At 61.9% G+C, this 21128-nt stretch carries 20 protein-coding genes; 7 read left to right on the top strand and 13 right to left on the bottom strand.

Annotated elements, in window-relative coordinates; genetic code table 11:
• The first annotated feature begins 49 nt into the window (after window positions 1-49).
• A complete protein-coding gene (locus AB3X39_RS04315; RefSeq protein ID WP_369416117.1) occupies window positions 50-1090 on the top strand; it encodes a hypothetical protein in 1041 nt (346 codons plus the stop codon).
• Window positions 1087-3222, top strand: a complete 2136-nt coding sequence (locus AB3X39_RS04310) for a S8 family peptidase (protein ID WP_369416116.1) — start codon at window positions 1087-1089, stop codon at window positions 3220-3222. Before AB3X39_RS04315 ends, AB3X39_RS04310 begins: the two co-directional genes overlap by 4 nt.
• Here AB3X39_RS04310 and AB3X39_RS04305 read toward each other — a convergent pair.
• Genes AB3X39_RS04305 through mltG form a run of 5 tightly spaced genes read right to left on the bottom strand, consistent with a single transcriptional unit; the run spans window position 3206 to window position 7128 of the window.
• Window positions 3206-3994, bottom strand: coding sequence for a TatD family hydrolase (locus AB3X39_RS04305; RefSeq protein WP_369416115.1), 789 nt, complete (start codon window positions 3992-3994; stop codon window positions 3206-3208). The genes AB3X39_RS04310 and AB3X39_RS04305 overlap by 17 nt on opposite strands.
• 23 nt (window positions 3995-4017) lie before the next feature.
• A complete protein-coding gene (locus tag AB3X39_RS04300; protein ID WP_369416114.1) occupies window positions 4018-4413 on the bottom strand; it encodes a PilZ domain-containing protein in 396 nt (131 codons plus the stop codon).
• The gene (locus tag AB3X39_RS04295) at window positions 4410-5465 is read right to left on the bottom strand and encodes a DNA polymerase III subunit delta' (protein WP_369416113.1); all 1056 of its coding nucleotides are present in this window, start codon (window positions 5463-5465) and stop codon (window positions 4410-4412) included. The genes AB3X39_RS04300 and AB3X39_RS04295 overlap by 4 nt, the downstream gene beginning before the upstream one ends.
• Window positions 5459-6085, bottom strand: a complete 627-nt coding sequence (gene tmk, locus AB3X39_RS04290) for a dTMP kinase (protein WP_369416112.1) — start codon at window positions 6083-6085, stop codon at window positions 5459-5461. Before tmk ends, AB3X39_RS04295 begins: the two co-directional genes overlap by 7 nt.
• The gene (mltG, locus tag AB3X39_RS04285; RefSeq protein ID WP_369416111.1) at window positions 6082-7128 is read right to left on the bottom strand and encodes an endolytic transglycosylase MltG; all 1047 of its coding nucleotides are present in this window, start codon (window positions 7126-7128) and stop codon (window positions 6082-6084) included. Before mltG ends, tmk begins: the two co-directional genes overlap by 4 nt.
• A 66-nt stretch (window positions 7129-7194) precedes the next feature.
• Here mltG and ygfZ point away from each other — a divergent pair, with 66 nt between their 5' ends.
• Complete coding sequence (ygfZ, locus tag AB3X39_RS04280) at window positions 7195-8130, top strand: CAF17-like 4Fe-4S cluster assembly/insertion protein YgfZ (protein WP_369416110.1); 936 nt, start codon at window positions 7195-7197, stop codon at window positions 8128-8130.
• Here ygfZ and AB3X39_RS04275 read toward each other — a convergent pair.
• Together AB3X39_RS04275 and AB3X39_RS04270 are read right to left on the bottom strand one after the other, a co-directional pair.
• Entirely contained in the window at window positions 8121-8975 is an 855-nt protein-coding gene (locus tag AB3X39_RS04275; RefSeq protein WP_369416109.1) for a SapC family protein, read from the bottom strand. The genes ygfZ and AB3X39_RS04275 overlap by 10 nt on opposite strands.
• An 8-nt stretch (window positions 8976-8983) precedes the next feature.
• Window positions 8984-10297, bottom strand: coding sequence for a hemolysin family protein (locus AB3X39_RS04270; protein WP_369416108.1), 1314 nt, complete (start codon window positions 10295-10297; stop codon window positions 8984-8986).
• Between the two features lie 43 nt (window positions 10298-10340).
• On the opposite strand from AB3X39_RS04270, the gene AB3X39_RS04265 reads away from it, so the two are divergent.
• Complete coding sequence (locus AB3X39_RS04265) at window positions 10341-11198, top strand: symmetrical bis(5'-nucleosyl)-tetraphosphatase (RefSeq protein WP_369416107.1); 858 nt, start codon at window positions 10341-10343, stop codon at window positions 11196-11198.
• Here the strand turns inward: AB3X39_RS04265 and AB3X39_RS04260 are convergent.
• A complete protein-coding gene (locus AB3X39_RS04260; RefSeq protein ID WP_369416106.1) occupies window positions 11183-11866 on the bottom strand; it encodes a DUF6515 family protein in 684 nt (227 codons plus the stop codon). The two genes, AB3X39_RS04265 and AB3X39_RS04260, sit on opposite strands and share 16 nt — an antisense overlap.
• A 40-nt stretch (window positions 11867-11906) precedes the next feature.
• The gene (locus tag AB3X39_RS04255) at window positions 11907-12509 is read right to left on the bottom strand and encodes a glycine zipper 2TM domain-containing protein (protein WP_369416105.1); all 603 of its coding nucleotides are present in this window, start codon (window positions 12507-12509) and stop codon (window positions 11907-11909) included.
• A gap of 122 nt (window positions 12510-12631) precedes the next feature.
• On the opposite strand from AB3X39_RS04255, the gene AB3X39_RS04250 reads away from it, so the two are divergent.
• Window positions 12632-14473 carry a glutamine--tRNA ligase/YqeY domain fusion protein gene (locus AB3X39_RS04250; RefSeq protein ID WP_369416104.1) on the top strand — a complete coding sequence of 614 codons (1842 nt, stop codon included), beginning with the start codon at window positions 12632-12634 and terminating at the stop codon, window positions 14471-14473.
• Window positions 14474-14517: 44 nt separating this feature from the next.
• Here AB3X39_RS04250 and AB3X39_RS04245 read toward each other — a convergent pair whose 3' ends face one another.
• From AB3X39_RS04245 to AB3X39_RS04235, 3 genes are read right to left on the bottom strand one after another with little or no spacing between them, the layout of a single operon-like run.
• Window positions 14518-15801, bottom strand: a complete 1284-nt coding sequence (locus AB3X39_RS04245) for a TRAP transporter large permease (RefSeq protein WP_369416103.1) — start codon at window positions 15799-15801, stop codon at window positions 14518-14520.
• On the bottom strand, window positions 15798-16403 hold the full coding sequence (locus AB3X39_RS04240; protein ID WP_369416102.1) for a TRAP transporter small permease: 606 nt from the start codon (window positions 16401-16403) through the stop codon (window positions 15798-15800). Before AB3X39_RS04240 ends, AB3X39_RS04245 begins: the two co-directional genes overlap by 4 nt.
• Window positions 16404-16436: 33 nt before the next feature.
• Window positions 16437-17441, bottom strand: a complete 1005-nt coding sequence (locus AB3X39_RS04235; protein WP_369416176.1) for a TRAP transporter substrate-binding protein — start codon at window positions 17439-17441, stop codon at window positions 16437-16439.
• Between the two features lie 147 nt (window positions 17442-17588).
• Here AB3X39_RS04235 and AB3X39_RS04230 point away from each other — a divergent pair, with 147 nt between their 5' ends.
• Both AB3X39_RS04230 and AB3X39_RS04225 read left to right on the top strand, forming a co-directional pair.
• The gene (locus AB3X39_RS04230) at window positions 17589-19535 is read left to right on the top strand and encodes a sensor histidine kinase (RefSeq protein WP_369416101.1); all 1947 of its coding nucleotides are present in this window, start codon (window positions 17589-17591) and stop codon (window positions 19533-19535) included.
• Window positions 19532-20134 (top strand): response regulator transcription factor, encoded by a 603-nt coding sequence (locus AB3X39_RS04225; protein WP_369416100.1) that lies wholly within the window; start codon window positions 19532-19534, stop codon window positions 20132-20134. The genes AB3X39_RS04230 and AB3X39_RS04225 overlap by 4 nt, the downstream gene beginning before the upstream one ends.
• Here AB3X39_RS04225 and AB3X39_RS04220 read toward each other — a convergent pair.
• Complete coding sequence (locus AB3X39_RS04220) at window positions 20123-21112, bottom strand: quinone oxidoreductase family protein (protein WP_369416099.1); 990 nt, start codon at window positions 21110-21112, stop codon at window positions 20123-20125. The two genes, AB3X39_RS04225 and AB3X39_RS04220, sit on opposite strands and share 12 nt — an antisense overlap.
• Window positions 21113-21128 lie beyond the last annotated feature (16 nt).

Below are 21128 nucleotides of genomic sequence, written 5' to 3'. Positions count from 1 at the left end.
TATTCAAGGGGGTAGCTTGACGGCTTCGCCCCTCGATATCGACCCACCCATGTCCACCCCCTTGGACCTCTATCGCTTAGGTTTTGAGCTCGGTCTCGATCACGCCCGCCATGGTTTGGCCCCACCGTCGAAGTTCCGCATCGTTGGACACCCCGTTTGCGAAGGCTGGGCCAGCGGCTTATCCACCCATGCCACCAAGCCCCTGAGACGCTTGAACGGCCCCGGCCCCTCACTCGCCATGCGGCATTGGTTGCGTCTACGCCTCAACGCTTGGTGCCATGGCGAAGGGGTCGATTTGCGCACTTTCACCCCCGATTTGCTGGAAAAAATTGTCCCGCGCAACCATCCTGAGGCCGCGAGTTACTGCCCCATCACCCGCTGCGCGCTGCGAGGTATTGACCATCACCTTCAGGAGAAAACACCCCATGACGCCAAAGTGGTGCGTATCAACACCGCGCTTGCGTGGTCCGAAGGCAACGTGATGCTGGTGGGGCGCAATGCCGCCGATGCCTTGGCAAAGCTACCCACAGCGCCAACACAACGACTCCAACACGCCTTAACCCTGCTCCAGCAACTGCGCCAACAACCCAAGGGGTCATCATCGGTCTCACAGAGCACAGGCCAAGCCATGATTGACGGCTTGCACGCTGGGCAATGGGCGCGTATGGGAGTGATGCTCTCGTTGTCCACACCGCTCAAGCATCAGCAAGCCGCCACGCTGCCTCTTTTGGTCTTGCCCCCCCATTGTTTGCAACCCATCAACCCCATTCAAGATGTGCAAGCCTTGCTCACCACCCTCTGGCTCAGCCCCGGATGGAGTCGGCGACGGCAGCAAATCGAGATGTTGATCGACCGGCCCCAGCCCTACCGCACCTTGCGACGTTTCCTGGATCTCTTCGTCCAGCGTCTGATGAAATCAGTTCACCCTGATCAGCCCTTGATGTGGCGCTGGGCCATTGAAGACACATGGCGACATACCGATGTCTTGCAGCACTGGCATCAATTCGCCCTGCAAATTGACGCCACCGAAGCTGAAAGAATCAAAAACCATGCCAATATGGTGCTTGATACAGCCACGAATCACCCATGAAACCCTCCCCTTGGATTCGCTTGATGGTTGTCGGCACCTTGGCCTTGAGCCCCGTGCTGACGGCCCAAAGCCAAGCCGCCCTCCCGAGCCGTTCATCCACCACAAGCGCGCGGGTGATCGTCAAATATCGCAGCCCCATTGGAACAACAACCGCCCTTTCAGCGACCCACCGCACCACAAGCTTGGGACTGCGTTTGGGCCGTAGCTTGATGGGTGGCGCCACCATTGCGCCTCAAACCCAAGTGGTTCATGCCCACGGCGTGGACAGCCAAACCTTGGCCCGTGAACTGGCCGCCGACCCGCAAGTCGAGTACGCCGAGCCCGATCAACGCCGCCGCGCGCACGCCATCCCCAACGACAGCTTCTACGCCAACGGCCAAACGCTGGCCGGCATCCCCGCCAAGGGCCAGTGGTATTTGCGCGCCCCCGCCGCCCCAGCCTTGGCCGCAATCAATGCGGAGCCCGCTTGGGCCTTGAGCACCGGCAACGCCAACGTGGTGGTGGCGGTGCTCGACTCTGGGATCGTCGGCAGCCACCCCGACTTGCTCAACAAACTCGTGGCAGGGCGGGATTTCATCTCCGACCCCTTTATTGCCAACGACGGTAACGGCTGGGACGCTGACGCCACCGATGCCGGCGACTGGCTCACGGCAGCCGAGATCAGCGCCCACAACATGACCAGCAACGATCCGTGCTGGGGGATGGATGCCACCTTTGTCGCGGATAGCTCGTGGCACGGCACGCAAGTGGCGGGGCTGATCGGCGCCGCCACCAACAACGCCTCAGGCATGGCCAGCGTCGGCCAAAACGTGCGCATCATGCCGCTGCGGGTGCTGGGCAAATGTGGCGGCTGGGACTCAGACATCATCGCCGCCATGCGCTGGTCGGTCGGTCTGAGTGTCAGTGACCCGGTGACATCCGCAGCACTGCCGCTCAACCCCAACAAAGCCCACGTGATCAACCTCAGTTTGGGTGGGCCAGGCCTATGCAGCAACACCTATAACCAAGCCATGGCCGAAATCCGTGCCACCGGGGCTGTGGTGGTGGCTTCAGCAGGCAACGACGGTTTGGCCGTCAACAGCCCCGCCAATTGTCCCGGCGTGATCGCTGTGGGGGGACTCGATCACAGCGGCACCAAGGGCGATATGTCCAGTTTGGGGCCCGAGATCACCGTCTCCGCGCCCATGGGGGATTGCCCAGGCAACACGGCCCCGTGTGGCTACCCCATTTTGAGCACCAGCAATCCCGGCACGACAACGCCCTTGGCTTATGCCGCCAACCCGACTGCGACTCAATCAGCTTCGTACTTCACCAGCGATGGCACGTTGGTCAGCAACGTCAGCCGGGGAACCAGTTTTTCTGCACCGATGGTGGCAGGAACGGTGGGGCTGTTGTTGTCGATCAATCCGGCGCTCACACCCGATCAGATCAAACGCATCTTGCAAGGCACCAGCCGCCCGTTCCCAGCCGTCTCGACGGCAGCCACCTTGGGTGGATGTGCCGTCCCCCCAACGCCCAGTGCGATCACCGTCGCCAGTCAAGCCAACTGCCATTGCAATGGGGATACCTGTGGCACCGGCATGTTGGACGTGGGTCAAGCGATCAACGCGTTGCCAAGTGGGTTGGTTTTTGCCCAGATCGACAACATCCCGGCGGTGCTCACCACCAACAGCCCCATCCAAGTGCGTGGGTCAGCTTTTCGGGCCAGCACCAACGGGGCAGCCAGCAGTGCGGCCGTGGGCTGTTATCAATGGTCCATCAACACGTACGGTCAGAACGTGGCCAGTTTTGTGAGTGCCAGCAACACAGCCACACCAACCATCAACTTGTGGTCCTTGGGCCGTTTCTCATTGACGCTCAGCACGTTTTCAGATCCCCAGTGCCTCGTGCCCTTGGCGCAGACCCATGAGGTCCTGACGGTGAGTGCGACGGGCAGCAATACCGGCGGTGGCACAGGGGGCGGCACAACCCCCCCACCATCGACCGGCCCTTCCACCCCCCCCTCCACCGCCAACAGCAACGGTGGTTTGGCGCTGGATGGCCTGACTTTGGCGCTGTTCGGCTTGGGGCTCTTGGGCCATGGGCTGCGTCGGCGACGCAGCCGCCACGACCCCGTCAAGCCGATGCGTTGAGCTTGAAAAGCTGGGCGGCGTTGTTCGACGTCGCCTCAGCGACTTCCTCCACCGCCAACCCTTTGATGCGCGCCAGCTCAGCCGCCACCAACGGCACCAAGGCCGGGGTGTTGAGCTTGCCCCGGTGCGGTGCAGGGGCCAGATAGGGACTGTCGGTTTCGATCAGGCAACGCTCCAGCGGCACGGCCTTGGCGACTTCGCGCAAGTCAGCGGCGTTGCGGAAGGTCAAGATGCCGGAAAACGAGATATAAAAACCCAGGTCCAGCGCGGCAAGAGCCACGTCCAGCGTCTCGGTAAAGCAGTGCATCACACCGCCGACCTCGCTGGCTTGCTCGTCACGCAGGATCTGCAAGGTGTCTGGGGCCGATTGGCGCGTATGCACCACCAAGGGCTTATGCACCGCGCGCGCTGCCCTGATGTGGGTGCGAAAGCGCTCACGCTGCCAGGCCATGTCGGCCACGCTGCGACCGTTCAAGCGGTAGTAATCGAGCCCAGTTTCACCGATGGCCACCACCCGCTCACGGCCCGCGCGCTCCACCAGCTCATCAAAACTCGGCTCACGCGCCTCGTCGTTGTCGGGATGCACGCCCACCGTGGCCCAGAGCAAGCTAGGCTCGCTCACCACCAAAGCATGCAGCGCGTCAAAGGCTTCAAGCGAGGTGCCGATGCAGATGGCGCGCTGCACATCAGCCGCTTGCATCTGGGTGCGGATCTGGGGCCACTGCGCCAGCAGTTCAGGAAAATTCAGGTGGCAATGCGAATCAACGTACATGGGGGCGGGGGCGGCTTAGAGGCTTAAATGGTCTGGGTCGGCTTGCCGGACTGAATGGCGGTGCCCAGCAGCTCCTCGATGCGGATGCGCAAGATGCGGGCCTTTTCATCGTTGGAAAAACGCACGCCCACACCGGGGGTACGGCCACCCGGCGCATTGGGCGGCGTCAACCAAGCCACACGGCAATGCACGGTGTAGCGCTGCGGATCATCCGGCAGCGTCATGAGCAGATAGACATCCTCGCCCAACTTGTAGTCACGGTTGGTCGAGAAAAAGATGCCGCCGTCTTCAAAGAAAGAGATGTAGGCGGCATAAAGCGCGCCCTTTTCCTTGAAGTTCAGTTGGATCAACCCGGAGCGCGCCGGTGGAGCGGCGCCGGCGGCGGCAAGATTGGGGCGTGGGGGGGTGAGTTCACTCATGGACGTGAGTGTATCGAGCCCCCGGCCTCTCGCAACACGCCTTGGGCGTGCGAAACCAACGCTTCACAACTCAGTGCAGCGTGCCAAGGATGCTCAGCATCTTGAGCAAGCTCACGCAGCTCAATGGCCCAGCGTGTCAAGGCCATCAAGGCTGAGCGCACCGGCGGGCCACCTTGGCTGAGCGCGGTCGCACTGAAGTAACGCGGGGCACAGCCAATGGCATGCAGCATGTGGTCATGACAGTACTTCTGCAAGGCGTCAATCAGCACCGGCAAGGGCCAATCGGCCAAAGCAGTGGCGTCGCCTCGGGCCAAGCGATCGGGCAAAGCGCGCCAAGCAGCCCCGTCGAGCCCGGAGCGCACCATGGCCAAAGCCCGCAGGGGTTCGCCACCGCTGGCATCAAGGACCACATCACCCTCTTTCACACCTTGGTCGAGCAGCCAAGCCAGCGCCAACGCACGGTCAGGCAGCGGAAGGCGCTGCAACTGGCAACGGCTGCGCAGGGTCGGTAGCAAGGACTCGGGCGAGACCCCGCAAGAAAACACAAAGCGCACACCCGCGGGCGGCTCTTCGAGCGTCTTGAGCAAAGCATTGGCCCCAATGGCATTGATCTGTTCAGCCGGATGAATCAGCACCACCTTGGTGCGCCCCCGGCTGGCCGTCAGGGTGCAAAAATCAAGGGCAGCGCGGATCTGTTCAACGCGAATTTCACGGCTGGGCTTGCGTTTGCGGACATCCTCGCCGTCTTGAGCCTCGACGGGCAGTCCAGCTTCAGCGCGCAACGCTTCGGGAACGATCAGGTGCAAATCAGGATGGGTCCGAGCGGCGAGCAATCGGCAACTGGTGCAGTGCCCACACGCGGTCTGATCAGCGCTGGGCTGCTCGCAAAGCCAAGCCGCCGCCAGCGCCAGCGCGAAACCGAAGGACCCCGTCCCCGAAGGGCCGTGAACCAACAGAGCATGGCTGTGATGCGCGCCGTTGAGGGCTTGCTGCAATGCAGCCTCCAGCCACGGCAAGGGCCGACAGGTCTCTCGCTCGGTCAAAACTACCATCCGCGCTGCTCCAGTGAAGTCATGATCTGTGTGCGCACGTCATCCAAGCTCACGGTGGCATCGAGCCGCAACACCCGCTGAGGTGTGGCGGCAAAGCGATCGCGGTAGCCTCCGGCCACTCGGGTGAAAAAATCGAGCGCTTCGCTCTCAAATCGATCCGGCGTGCGCGCCGCAGCCCGACGGGCCGCAGCGATCTCAGGCGGCAGGTCAAACCAGAGCGTCAGGTCCGGCTCACGCCCCTGTTGCACCCATGTCGCCAGCTGTGTCAACACAGCGGTATCGAAGCCCCGCCCCGCGCCTTGATAGGCAAAGGTCGCATCGGTGAATCGATCACACAGCACCACCGCACCGCGTGCCAAAGCGGGCTCGATCACGTGGACCAGATGATCGCGCCGCGCAGCAAAGACCAGCAAGGCTTCGGTCAAGGCATCCATCGGTTGGTGCAGCACCGCCTCACGCACATGTTCTGCCAAGGGTGTGCCACCGGGTTCACGGGTGCAAAGCACATCCAAGCCCTGATCGCGCCAACGCTGGGCGATCGCTGCGATATGACTGCTCTTACCGGCACCGTCAATGCCTTCAACCGTCACCAAACACCCTTGCGGGCCGGATCGTGTCATGGACCACTGCTCCTGTTGCGTTGAAACCGATTCACGGCGCGATTGTGTTCGTCCAAGGTCTCGCTGAACTGACTACTGCCATCGCCGCGCGCCACAAAATAAATTGCCTCGGTCACGGCAGGCTGCACCGCCGCCTGCAAAGAGCCCCGGCTGGGCAAGGCGATCGGGGTCGGTGGCAGGCCCGTGCGGGTGTAGGTATTGAAGGGGCCATCGCGCTTCAAATCACCCCGGCGCAGGTTGCCATCAAAACTTTCACCCAAGCCATAGATCACGGTGGGGTCGGTTTGCAGTGGCATGCCACGGCGCAGACGATTGATAAACACCCCCGCGATCATGGGTCGATCTTCGGCGCGACCGGTTTCTTTTTCGACGATAGATGCCAGCTTGAGCACATCGTCTGGGTGCACCAGCAAGGCTGAAGTCTGGTCGGTGCGCTGGGTCCAGGCCCGTGCCAACTGACGGTTCATGGCCCGATAAGCGCGGTCATAAACTTTCAAGTCACTGCTGCCTTTGGCATAGGCGTAGGTATCGGGGAAAAACCGTCCTTCGGGCGGCACCCCCGAGGCACCCATCGCCACCATGAGCGCCTCCGGACTGAGCGCGGCGCTGTCTTGGCGCAAACTAGGTGCCTGCGCCAAAGCGGCCCGCATCTGTTTGAAGGTCCAGCCCTCGATCAAGCGCACGCGCTCAAAACTTTGTTCACCCGCCACCAGCCGGCTCAGCAACTGCTTGGGCGTGAGCGGCTCGCTCAGCTCGTAGCTGCCAGCGCGGATCTTGCGCGACTCGCCCGACCAGCGAAACCATTGGTACAAGAGCCACGGTGACACCTGCACACCGGCGTCCACCCACGCCCGGGCAATATCGTGCGGTGACTGCCCGACCTCAATGTCTAATTCGACCGGTGTTTTGCTCAACCCCATGGGCTGATGCAACCAGAGTCCTACACCGATCATGAGAGCGGCCACCCCGCCCAAAAGCAGCAGCATCAACCCGCCGAGAAGACGGAGCACTTTGAGTGGAGCGCGTTGCTTGTTGCGTTTCATGGCAATCTTCTCCACTCGCCGTTCGAAGCACCGATCCCATCACCGATTCCATTCACGCTCCAAACCATGTCGATTCCTTTCTCTGCAGCGCTGTGTTCCTTGCCCGATTGGGCCGTCTTACGCGTTCAGGGCAGCGATGCTGCCACGTTCTTGCACAGCCAACTGAGCACCGATTTCAAGCGCCTTTCGGCCACTCAAGGGCGGCTGGGTGCTTATTGCAATCCCCAAGGGCGCATGCTGGCCAGCTTCATCGGTGTTCTCGCAGCGCCTGAAGAGATCTGGCTGGCGTGTCCAGCCGACGTGCTGCCCAGTGTGCAAAAACGCCTGTCGATGTTCGTGTTGCGCGCCAAAGTCACGCTGCAAGCAGCTTCGGATGTCAGCGTGATGGGCTGGGTCAGCCCGACGGGAGCGGCCGCACCGCAAGACTTGGCGACGATATGGGCGAGCCAAGGACCCACCGCTGGGCAAGACGACGGCGTCGCCGTTCGACTGCCCGATGCCTTGGGTCAGGCCCGGGGGTTGTGGCTGACGCGCACCCCGCACACCCCGGAGGCGCAGACCTTGGATCCAGCCTTGTGGGCTTGGCTCGAAGTCCACAGCGGCGTCGCCCCAGTCACGGCGGCGACATCGGGGCTGTTCGTGCCGCAGATGCTCAACTACGACCAAGTGGGCGGGGTGGACTTCAAGAAAGGCTGCTATCCGGGCCAAGAGATCGTGGCGCGCACGCACTATCTGGGCAAGGTGAAGCGTCATGCCTATGTGATCGAGGCCGAAAGCCTGCTGCACGTCGGGCAACCGCTGTTCAGCAGCGAAGACGCGGCCCAACCTGCCGGCCAGATCGTCAGGCTGGCAGCAGACCCAGAGCATTCGGGCCGTATCGCCGCCATCGCCGAGATCAAGAGTGCCGCGACCGAGGGGGGTTCGCTGCATCTTGATCATGGGGCGGGGTTGAAGGTTCGTTTGGTGGAGCCTCAACCCCGGCCTCATCAACCTCAGGCCTGAGGGGCTTGTTGAGCAGCTTGTTGGGCAGGTAGCATGCGCTGCGCCAACTGAGAGACTTGGCCCACCGAGAGCAGGTGGGCGTTGATCAGGCCCAGCATGCCGTTGCGGTGCAACTCAAGCACCGTGGCGTCAGGCAGTTCGCGCAGTTTTTGCTCGTCGATCAAGAACAAGCCCGTGGCCTTGACGGTTTCACCGTTGGGCAATTGGCCACCGATTTCACCCGCACGCAGCAAGTTCAGTTCGACCAGCTTGTCGCACAGAATGCGCGTGCGGTGCACGTCTTGCTCAAAGTGGTCGAGGAACTTCAGCACCTGCTGCAAGAACGGGGTGGACTCACCCTTCTCGTCGATCAGCAACTCACCGTCGGTGTCGTTCAGGCCCGACCAAGCAGCGTCGATGCCGACACCCAGTTGGTTGTCTTCGGTTTGCACAAAGGCAAAGGGGTAACGACGCAGGAAGGCCGGGATGTAGCGTGCGTTCCATTGGCCGTCCGGCGTGACGTAGGCATTTTCCAAGTCACGCAGGCCCAGCAAAGCCACGGGCGACACCAAGGCACGGCCTTGATCGGTCTGACCGACGACGATGAAAGCGATCGGATATTCGCGGGCGATGTCGTAAAACTCAACCACCGAAGCGAACACCGCATTCATGCTGCGCGCGATGGTCCAGTCGCTGACCGGCTTGACACGCTTGCCCGTATGGAAGCGCCGATCCAGCAAAACCAAATCCTTGTAAAGCGCCGACAGGGGCTTCCTGACCGCAGCGGGCTGCTGACCAGAGGCCTCAACGTTGTTGACAGGAGCCACACCATTGGCGTTGTTCACGGTATCTGTAGAAGCGTTCATCTCAAGATTCACAGTTTTGATTGCACATTGAATTCCGCATCAGCCAAAGGGCTGACCAGAACCTTGTCCACACGCTTGCCATCGAGGTCAATCACCTCGAAACGCCAGCTCTCCCATTCCACGGTATCGGTCGTCTGCGGCAGACGCCCTAACAGCAGCATGATCATCCCGGCCAACGTGTTGTAGCGCCCGCGATCTTCGTCGGGCAGCTGTCGCAACGCCAGCCGATCTTTCAACTCCGGTATCGGAATCAGGCCGTCGATCAACCATGTTCCATCCTGTCTTTGCACGGCCCAAGCCTCTTCGGCCGCAGACGGGGTGAATTCGCCAGTGATCGCTTCCAGCACATCGCGCAAAGTAATGACCCCTTGCACCACGCCGTATTCGTCCACCACGAACACCATCTGCACCGCCGAGCCCCGGAAATGCTCCAACAGTTCCATGCCGGTGAGCGTTTCTGGCACAAAAACGGCAGGCTGCATCGCCTCAGTCAGTGAAAGCGCCCCGCTGCGTGCGTATTGCCCGAGCATTTGTTGCGCCGTCACAACACCCAAGACATCATCCAACCCGTTGTGACACACCGGGTAGCGCGAGTGCCGATGCTCGGCCACGATGGCCAACACCTTCTCGACCGGGGCGTTGCTATCGAGCCAAGCGATGTCAGCACGGGGGATCATCATCGAGCCGATCTGACGCGCATCGAGTCGGAAGACGTTGCGCACCATTTGGTGCTCATGCGCTTCGATCACCCCCGCATCAAGCCCTTCTTCCAGACTGGCTGCGATTTCCTCTTCGGTCACCCCGCGTCCACCGTGATCCCGCAAGCCCAGCAAACGCAACACCCCTTGGGTGGTGCGCGCCAACAAGCGAACCAGCGGTCGGGCAAGGATCGAGAGCCAGCGCATGGGCGGCGCCAAAATGCTGGCCACTTGCTCCGGGTGCATCTGCCCAATCCGCTTGGGCACCAACTCGCCAAAGATGATGGTCAACAAGGTGATGATCATCACCACCAAGCCGGTGGCACCCACATCGGCCATGCGCTCTGGCGCACCCAGTTCGCGCGTCAGCCAAGCCGCCAAGGGGGCTGAGAAGGCTGCATCGCCCACGATACCGTTCAAGACGCCGATGGAGGTGATGCCGATTTGCACCGTGGACAGAAACTGTGTCGGCCCCTCGTGCAAGGTGATGGCAACGGCGGCCCCAGAGTGCCCAGCATCGGCCATGATTTGCAGCCGGGCTTTGCGGCTCGCGGTGAGGGCCATCTCAGACATCGCAAAGATGCCGTTGAGAAAAATCAGAAAAATCAGGAGGGCAACGTCCATGGTCAGCGCATCAAAAGCCGCGCGAGCGTAGCAGAATCGCCGCATGATTTATTTGATCGGCGACGTGCAGGGCTGCTGTGATGCCCTCGAACAATTGCTCCTCAAGCTGGATTTTTCACCTTCCCGCGACCAGCTGTTCGTCTTGGGTGACTTGGTCAACCGAGGGCCGAAATCCTTGGCGGTGCTGGAGCGCTTGATGCGCTGGGGCGCTTCAGCACGCTGTGTGTTGGGCAACCACGACTTGCATTTGCTGGCCGTGGCCCACGGCATCCGACCAGCCAGCCGGGGCGACACCTTGCACGATGTGCTGGCTTCGCCGCTGCGCGAGGCTTTGCTCGACTGGCTACGGCATCGCCCCTTGGCCTTGCAAGATCATGGCTGGTTGATGGTGCATGCGGGTGTCTTGCCACAGTGGGACGCCGCCCAAACCTTGGCCTTGGCCGAAGAGGTCTCCCAAGCCTTGCGAGGGCCACAGATCGCCGAGTTCTTGGGAACCATGTACGGCAATCAGCCTGCGCGATGGGAGACCGGGGGCCCCGCCCTTGAAGGTTCTGATCGTGCGCGAGTGATCGTCAATGCGCTAACAAGGGTGCGTTTCGTGCGTGCTGATGGCACCATGGATTTCGAGCTCAAGGAAGGCAGTGACACCGCACCTCCCGGCTTGATGCCTTGGTTTGAGGTCCCTGGTCGGAGAACTGCGGGTCAACCGATCGCCTTCGGTCACTGGTCCACGCTGGGGCCACTGGATCGACCCGATCTGATGGCGCTGGACAGTGGGTGCGTCTGGGGCGGTACGCTCACCGCAGCCCGCATCGACGGCGGCCGACGCGAGCGCATCAGCGTCCCATGCACGCCGGCACAGACGCCTCAGCCACCGTCCAAACCTCAACGCACCGTGTAACCCCGGCCCTCTAAGCAAGCAGCTTGGGCGCGTTGGTAATCCGCCCGACCACTGGTGCTGTTGGCGCCACCCGTCGCACGCACGGTCGGGTCGTAGCCACTGCGATCTGCGGCCCAGTGGTGGCACTCGTATTCGTCCGTGGACTGCTGCTCAGCGCTTTGGGCTTGACGGGGGTAGACAAAGAGCTGAGAGGGTGCCGGCGCCGTCACACCCCCCTCGCCTCCGGCCACCGGTGGGGCGACCACTTCGTAAGAACGCACGCCCTCGACCATCAAAGGTCGGTAATAGGTACCGTTGACGTAGTAGTAGCTCAAGGCCCCCACGGTCACCAAGGTCGCAAAGGTCGGTAAGTCGTTGATGATGATGCCGTAGGGGGGCCGCACCACCACGTAACCGTTGGCCATGTTGGAGTACCAGATACCACCATCAAACGCATAGCGCATCCCGCCGTAGAACACGGTATGGCCTCGATTCAAGATCGGCACCCGGTACCCCGGCACAGGGTAGTAATGGCCGTGCCCATGAGCGCCATCCCACCAGCGCTGCTCCACCCGACCGTGGCGCCCTTCCGCCAAGGCGACTTCACCGGTGAAACAGCCCCATCCGAGCAAAACCGCCACGGCAACCGCTTTGGCATGCTGAGACAAAAAACTTGGATGCTTGCTCATGATTGTTTCTCCTGTGATGCGCTCGCCCTCGTGAGACCGCTCAGCGCACTGCGTAGCCCCGACCACTCATGCAAGCGGACATGGCACGACGGAAATCATCGGTCGGGGCTTGGCGCGCTTCCCAATCACGGCGGCGTGCTTCTTGAACACGTTCAACACGGCGCGCACGCCCGTCTTCCGCTGCGGCCCCCATGACTGCACCGAAAATGGCGCCAAGCACCATGCCTTCACCACCGCGCCTCGGCCCCGACATGATGCTGCCGACAGCCGCGCCGGTCACCGCACCAACGACCACAGCCCCTTCATCACGTTGCACCGTCCCCACTGGCGGCGGTGGCTCTTGACGGGTCGCCGTCATGCCCGGATCCACCCCCGTTTGTTTGACCGCCCAGCGATAGCACTCAAAACGATCCCGGTCCTGCGTCGCTTCGCTTTGATTGCGCTCAGGGTAGAAATACATCGTGGCCGATGCTGAAACGCTGGGGGGCGGCGCCGTCACAACCTGTGGCGCCGGCTCCACGTACTGTGAATATGTGGCATGCCGATAGCCCTGATTCGGTCCGATCGCACAGCCACCGAGGGTTGCCAACCAACCGAGCAGCAAGCCACTACGGCGCACGAGACGAATGATGGATGTCTTCATGAAAGATATTGTGCGACGAGTTCACAAGCCAAGAACCCCCAAACGCAAAGCTCACCTTAAAAGGCCCGGTCATTACAATCGGCCCAACCCTTAGATCAGGCATCTTTGCCCAGCCCACGCCGATGAGCGACCACCGCACCCCCCCGACAACCCCGATCCCCAGCAATTTTTTGCGCAACATCATCGAGCGCGATCTGCAACAGGGCCTCTACGCCACCAAGCACCATGCCGGCAGCCCCGGTGATGCCCGCCATCACGCCGCAGGCCCGCTCGACCCGGCCCGCATCCGCACGCGTTTTCCGCCCGAGCCGAACGGCTACTTGCACATCGGCCACGCCAAGAGCATTTGCCTGAATTTCGGCTTGGCGCGTGACTACGGTGGCGTTTGCCACATGCGTTTTGACGACACCAACCCGGAAAAAGAAAGCCAAGAGTTCGTCGATTCGATCTTGGACGCCGTGAGCTGGCTCGGTTTTGGCTGGCACAGCGAGTTGGGTGGCCAAAGCCAGGACCACCTCTACTTCGCCAGCAACTACTTCGACACCATGTATGCGGCGGCCGAGTTCCTGATTCAGGGCGGCCACGCTTATGTCGATGAACAAACGCCCGAACAAATTCGCGCCGGTCGCGGCACGCTGACCGAAGCCGGCACCGACAGCCCATATCGCAACCGCAGCCGGGCCGAGAACTTGGCGCGTTTTCGGGCCATGCGCGACGGCGCGTTTGAAGATGGTGCCATGGTGCTGCGCGCCCGCATCGACATGGCTGCGCCCAACATCAACCTGCGCGACCCCGCGATCTACCGCATCCGCCGCGCCCATCACCACAACACGGGCAACCGCTGGTGCATCTACCCGATGTACACCTTTGCGCACCCCATCGAAGACGCGCTCGAAGGCATCACCCACTCCATCTGCACCCTCGAATTCGAAGATCAGCGGCCTTTCTACGACTGGCTGCTGACACGGCTGAGCGAATCAATCACGCCGCCGATCACCACGCCTGAAGGCACCGAGCTGCCCGCCCTGCTGACCGCTCCCCTGCCCCGGCAATACGAATTCGCCCGACTCAATCTGAGCTACGTCGTCACCAGCAAGCGCAAGCTCAAGGCGCTGGTCGATGACGGTCACGTGCAGGGCTGGGACGATCCACGCCTGCCCACCTTGGTCGGTCTGCGGCGGCGCGGCTACACGCCTGAGAGCATCCAGCTCTTTTGCGAACGCATCGGTGTGTCCAAAGCAGATAGCTGGATCGACTACAGCAGCCTAGAAATCGCGCTGCGCGACGACCTCGACGCCAAGGCGGCGCGTTGCATGGCGGTGCTCGATCCGGTCGAGCTGGTCTTGGGCAACTGGGCGGAGATCTACAGCGCCGAGCACCGTGAACCGTGCAGCGCCCCGAGCCACCCGGCGCACCCCGAGATGGGTCAGCGCGCGTTCACCCTCGGCCCGCGTCTGTGGATCGAGCGTGACGACTTCATGGAAGCGCCAAGCAAGGGCTACCACCGCCTCTACCCCGGCAACAAGGTGCGCCTGAAGTACGGTTTCGTCGTCGAATGCACCGGCTGCGAAAAAGACGCCTCGGGCCAGATCGTGCGTGTCTTGGCCAACATCGTGCCCGACACCCGCAGCGGCACGCCGGGCGCGGAAAACATCAAGGTCAAGGGCGTGATCACTTGGGTGGGCGCGGATGACGGCGTGGCCGCTGAGGTTCGGCTTTTTGATCGCCTCTACACCCAAGCCCAACCGGAGGCCGGCGGCGCCGATCACCTTGCCAGCCTGAACCCGAACAGCAAGCGCGTGGTGCAAGGCTGGGTCGAACCGAGCCTGGCCCAAGCCCCCGCCGGCAGCGCCTTCCAGTTCGAACGCCTCGGCTACTTCGTCGCCGACCGCCTTGACCACCAACCCGGCCTCAAGGCCGTCTTCAACCGCACGACGACACTGAGAGATAGCTGGGGGAAGTGATTCCCCCTAGCTTGATCCTTGGCACTGGGGAACGATGGGTTGGCTCAAACCATCCCCATCATCCTCGGCAGCCACAGCGACATCGCTGGCCAGTACGTGACCAAAACGAGGAACACCAGCATCGTCAGCAGCCATGGCCAGACGGCGATGGTGAGTTCGGTGATGCCCATTTTGGCGATGCCTGAGGCCACGTAGAGGTTCAGGCCCACGGGCGGGTGACACATGCCGACTTCCATGTTGACCACGATCAGGATGCCGAAATGCACCGGGTCGATGCCGAGCTTGACCGCCACCGGGAAGAGGATCGGCGCCATGATCAGCACGATGGAGGATGGCTCCATGAAGTTGCCAGCCACCAAGAGCAGCACGTTGCAGACCAGCAAGAAAGCGATCGGGCCCAAGCCCATGCCAACCAGCCAATCGGCCAGATGCTGCGGAATCTGCTCGTTGGCCAGCACGAAGCTAAACAGCACCGCGTTGGTGATGATGTAGAGCAACATCGCGCTCATGTTGGCCGAGGCCAGCAGCACGCGCGGCACGTCCTTCAGGCCCAAGTCTTTGTAGACAAAGACCGCGATGATGAAGGCGTAGACCGCACTCATCGCTGCGGCTTCGGTGGGCGTGAACAAGCCGGTGTAGATCCCGCCCATCACCACCACGATCAGCATCAGGCCCCAGAGCGATTCACGCAAGGTGCGCAGCCGCACCGCCCAACTGGCTTTGGGTTGACGCGGGTAGTTGTACTTGCGCGCGCGCCACCACGTGGTGAAGCCCAAAAAACCGGCCAGCGCCAGCCCCGGAATCACCCCAGCCATGAACAAGGCTCCCAACGAGGTGTTGGTCGAGACCGAGTACATCACCATCACGATGGAAGGCGGAATCAAGATGCCCAGCGCGCCGGAGGTGGTGATCACCCCAGCACCAAACTTGGGCGGAAAGCCCGCCTTCACCATCGCCGGCAGCAAGATGGAACCGATGGCCACCACCGTGGCCGGGCTGGAGCCCGACACCGCAGCAAACAGCGCGCAGGCCAGCACACCCGCCAAGCCCAAACCACCGTACCAATGCCCAACCATGGCGGCGGCAAAGTTGATCATCCGTCGCGCCACCCCACCGTGGGTGAGGAAGTTGCCGGCCAAAATGAAGAACGGGATCGCCATGATCTCGAACTTCTCGATGCCGGTGAACAGTTTCAAGGCGACCGAAGCCACCGGCACGTCGGTGAAGGCGAAGATGAACGTCAGGACCGTCAAGCCCAGCGAAATGGACACCGGCATGCCGGTGAGCATCAGGGCCACCAAGAGGCCAAAAATGATGAGTCCGTTCATGCCTTGGCTCCGGCAGTTTCTTCTTCGAGGCCATCGACATGGCCGTGGTCATGGTGCGGCAGCTCGCCCGTGCGAACGAAGGTCCAAGCCACTTGCAGGAAGCGGAAACACATCAGTGATGAGCCCAGCGGAATGGCGGCATAGATGATCCACGTCGGCCATTCCAGATCCGGCGTGGTCGGGCCTTCGATCAGACCCTCCATATTCAGACCGAGCGCGTGGAAGCTGGCGTAGTGCAAGCCGTTCTCCCAGACAAAATGACCCCCGAGCGTGCCGATCAGGCCGGTGAACAGCGCCCCGGCCAGCAAACCGAAAAGCACAAACTTGGCCTTACGGCGTTCGGGCATGCGGTTGATGAACACATCCACCCCGACGTGAATGCCGGTGCGCACGCCATAAGCCGCGCCAAACTTGGCCATCCAAACAAAAAGGTAGATGGTCGCTTCTTGGGTCCACGACACATCCAAGCTCAGCAACCAGTCCTGCAAGGGGGTATGCATCCCCACCATGTAGCGATGCACGACCGCAAAGAACGTGATGAGGGTGGCCAAGGCCATCAGCACCGTGATGATCCCCTCCTCCAAATGATCGAGCCACTTCATGGTCTGCACTCCGCTTGACAGGCTTGACAGGCTTTACAGCTTGCTGGCATCGAAGCCTGTTTCTTTGTAGATCGCTTGGAGCGTTTCAGCCCCAATGCGTGATTCCATCTGCTTGTGCACCGGGGCCATCGCCTTCTTCAGCGCCAAACGCTCAGCTGGTGTGGGCGTGTAGATCTCGGTCTTGCCGCTGGCCTTGACCTTGGCCAAGGCTTCCTCGTTGAGCTGGCGGGCGTGATCGTTGGCCACTTTGGTGGCCTCCGTCATGGCTTGATCCAAGGCTTTGTGCACATCCACCGGCAGCCCATCCCAGAACTTCTTGTTCACCACCACCGCATAGCCCAAGTAACCATGGTCCGTGACGGTGAGGTGCTTTTGCACCTCGTGCATTTTTTGGGTGTAGAGGTTGGAATGCGGATTTTCGGTGCCATCGACCACACCAGTTTGCAAGGCTTGGTAGACCTCAGAGAACGCCATCACCTGCGGCACCACACCAATGGCGCGCATCTGGGCGTCGAGCACCTTGGACGACTGGATGCGCATCTTCAGGCCCTTGTAGTCCTCGACCTTGTGCATCGGTTTGTTCGACGAGAAGGACTTGAAGCCGTTGTCCCAGAAAGCCAGCCCGGTGATGCCCTTGGGTTCCAGCTTGGCCAGCATCGCCTTGCCCACCGCCCCTTGGGTGACTTGATGCAGCTCTTGGTAGTTGTCAAAAATGAAGGGCAGATCGAAAGCTTCGAATTCCTTCACCCCCAGCGGGGCGAACTTCGACAGCGAAGGCGCCAGCATCTGCACCGAGCCAAGTTGCAGCGCTTCCATCTCTTCTTTGTCTTTGTAGAGCTGGCTGTTCGGATAGACCTCGACCTTGACGCGACCCTTGGTCAGCTCACCGGCGCGCTTGGCAAAGAACTCGGCGGCTCTGCCCTTGGGCGTATCGGCGGCCACCACATGGCTGAACTTGATGACGATCGGTGTCTGAGCTTGAACCGGCCAAGTGGCGCTCAAAACGGTGCTCAGCAAGGCAGCAGCGCCAAGGGCCATCGTGCGGCGATTGGGGTGAAACATGGTGCAGGTCTCCGATAAAGGTAGGCATGAATCGACGTTGACCGATTTTCCCGAGGACCTCGGTGTAAAACCAGTTGTGGTTTTCCACATCCCTTTCTGAAAAACAGCACGTAGACTCGCCCTGTGCCGACCGTCCCACCTGTGCCCCTGCTCCATCGCTCTGTGCTCAAGGCACAGGCATGGATGCTGCCCTTCTTGCTCTCGCTCATCTTCGTGTTGAGCGTGGCAGCTTGGTTAGAGTGGTCCGACCGGGCCGAAGTCGAAGAAAGCCAGCGGGTCTTGATCTCGGATGCGCTCTCCCTCGAAAGCCAGTTGACCGCCCGCATCGAGGCCGAGCGCATGCAGCTACAGATGGTGGCGGCACAAATGTCGAGGGCGACGCGCGGGGCGGCGAACGAGCCCCATCTCAGTGCCTTGGCAGGTGTCAACGAGGGCTTGCGGCGCACATGGATCAGCCTGACGTGGATCGATGCGCAGCACCGTATCGTCCAGCATCTTCCCCCTGTCACCTCGGGCAGCACCTCGGGCAGCACATCCCCGCCAAGCATCGATAACTTGGGCATCAGCGCCCACATCACCGCCCCCTTATCCAGCCCGCTGGTCGGGCAACTCATCGTGCGCTTTGCACCGGCCGCCTTGTTGCGCAGCAGCGTGCCGTGGTGGCTGGCCAGCAAATACGAGGTGCGGCTGGTCGATGGCGAAGAACAAGTGCTGGCCACCACCAGCGATCCACCGAGCCAGCCCCAACGCCAAAGCAGCGCCAGCCATCGCATCAGTTTGGAGCCCTCGTTGAATGACACTTGGCTGGAGCTGATTGCCCGCAGCCAGCCCACCCCGTGGTGGCGCACCTTGCCGCCGGTGCTGATGGTGGTGTTTCTGGCCTTGGTCGGTTTGGCAACTTGGTTGCTGCGTCAACAAATGGCCGAAGTTTCGCGCGCCGAAGTGCGCTGGCGCACCGAAGCCGCCTGGCGCCAAGCCATGGAAGATTCGCTCACCGTGGGCCTGCGCGCCCGCGATCTCGAAGGTCGGTTGATCTACGCCAACCGCAGCTTTTGCAACATGGTGGGCTACAGCGCCGAGCACCTCTTGGGCCTGCGCCCGCCCATGCCCTACTGGGCCCCGGATCACTTGGAAGAAACCATGTGGCACCACCACCGCAACATGGCCGGTGGGGCGCCCCGCGAAGGCTATGAATCACACTGGCGTCACCGCGATGGTCGAGCGCTGAACGTGTTGGTCTTTGAGGCGCCCTTGGTCGATGCCCAAGGACGACACATCGGCTGGATGGCTTCGGCGCTCGATATCACCGAGCGCAAACGGCTCGAAGACCTTGAACGCCGTCAGCGCGATGCCCTTGCCCACCAAGCAAGGCTCACGACCTTGGGTGAAATCGCCTCGGCCTTGGCCCACGAACTCAACCAACCGCTCACGGTCATCCGCAGCGACCACGCTGGCATCCAGCGCCGCTTGCAAAAACTGGGCTTCAACGACGCCCCCGTCTTGGCGGCCTTGCAACGCCAAGGCGAACAAGCAGCCCAAGCGGGACAAGTGGTGCAACGCATCCGCGCTTTCCTCACCCGCCGCGAGCCCCAACCCGAGCCCTGCGATCTGACGGCCTTGGCCCGCCACGCCCTTGGGCTGATCCAACACGATCTGGCTCGACAACGCATCGACGTGTCGTGGGATCTGCCGGCCACCGCCGCGCAAGTCATGGTCATGGCGGATCCGGTCCTGATTGAGCAAGTGCTGATCAACCTGATCCGCAACGCCAGCGATGCCCCCCAAACCCGGCAAATCACGCTACGGCTGCGCCCGGATGGTGGTTTTGCGCGCCTGCAAGTGAAGGATGACGGCACGGGGCTGGGTGGGCGCAGCATCGAAACCCTGTGCGCCCCTTTCCACTCCACCAAAGCCGAAGGCATGGGCATGGGTTTGGCGATCTGCCGCTCCATCATCGAAGCCCATCACGGTGCCATGGATGCCGGCCAAAGTCCCTCGGGCGGCGCCATGCTGGCCTTCACCCTGCCCTTGGCGGCCCTTGCGTCCCAAGCACCCACCTTGACACCATGAATGCTGCGATCCATATCGTCGATGACGAAGCCGCCGTGCGCGAAGCGCTGATCTTTTTGTTCGACGCCCATGGGCTGGCGGCCCAAGGCTATGCCAGCGGGGTGGATTTTTTGGCCGCTCTCGCGGCTCAACCCCTGCGGGGGTGCGTGCTGCTCGATGTGCGCATGGAGCCGATGTCGGGCCTGCAAGTGCATGACGAAATGGTGCGACGCGGCGCGCAACTGCCGGTGCTCTTTCTCAGCGGCCACGGTGACATCGCCATGGCGGTGGACGCGCTGCGCAAAGGCGCTTACGACTTCATCGAAAAGCCATTTTTGGATGACTCGCTGGTCGAGCGCGTGCAGCACGCCTTGGCCATTGACGCCGCCCGTTCACAAGACAACGCCAAAGCGGCGGAGCTGCAAGCGCGACTCAACAGCCTGAGCGAACGCGAACACGAGGTGCTACGGCGGGTGGCCGCCGGCAAACTCAACAAGCAAATTGCCGACGAGCTGTGCATCGCCGTGCGCACCGTCGAAGTCCACCGCGCCCGTGGTCTGGCCAAACTGGGCGTGCGCTCGGCCGCCGAAGCGGCCGTGCTGCTGCAACTACGCGTCTAGGGTCAGGACGGTCGAGCCGGTGGTTTGGCGGGACTCCAAAGCACGGTGCGCCTCGGCGATCTCGGCCAACTCAAAACGCTGATCGATGCGGATCTTGATCGCACCGGAGCCGACCATGGCAAAGAGCTCGTCCGCCATGGCTTGGGTGCGCTCACGCGTGGCCAAGTGGGTAAAGAGCGTCGGCCGCGTCACGAACAGCGACCCCTTTTGTCCCAACATCCCGAGCGAGAACGGCGGCACCGCCCCGGTGGTGTTGCCATAACTCACCATCAACCCGAGCGGCGCCAAGCAATCGAGCGAGGGCTCAAAGGTGTCCTTGCCGATCGAGTCGTACACCACCTTCACGCCACGCCCGTCGGTGATCTCACGCACCCGGCTCACAAAGTCTTCACTGCGGTAGTTGATGACGTGTGCGGCACCATGCGCCAACGCCAAGGCACATTTGTCTTCGCTACCCGCCGTGCCGATCAAGGTCAACCCCATGGCTTTGGCCCACTGGCAAGCGATCAAGCCCACGCCACCCGCCGCCGCATGGAAAAGCACCGTATCCCCGCGCTGCAAGCCCCCTTGGGGCTGGGTGCTGCGCAGCAAGTACTGCGCGGTCAAGCCTTTGAGCATCATGGCTGCGCCGGTTTCGAAGTCGATGCCGTCAGGCAACTGCACCACACAGCGCGCTGGCATGACCCGCACCTCGCAATAACTGCCCGGCGGTTGGCTCGCATAGGCAACGCGGTCACCGACTTGCAAATGCTTGACCCCTGTACCCACGGCTTCAACCACCCCTGAAGCCTCCATGCCCAGTTGCAAAGGCAGTGGCAAGGGATACATACCCACGCGTTGGTAAACGTCGATGTAGTTCAGGCCAATCGCCTGATGACGGATGCGAACCTCACCCGGACCGGGATCACCGACCGTGACGTCGATCAGTTCCAAGACCTCGGGACCACCGTATTGCGCGACTTGAATAGCACGGGACATGGGACTCTCCTGAAAT

It is taken from the genome of Leptothrix ochracea, from assembly GCF_041083635.1.
GTDB lineage: Bacteria > Pseudomonadota > Gammaproteobacteria > Burkholderiales > Burkholderiaceae_C > Sphaerotilus > Sphaerotilus ochraceus.
Note: the sequence above shows the minus strand (reverse complement) of the source record. Positions and strands in the feature narration are given on the sequence as shown.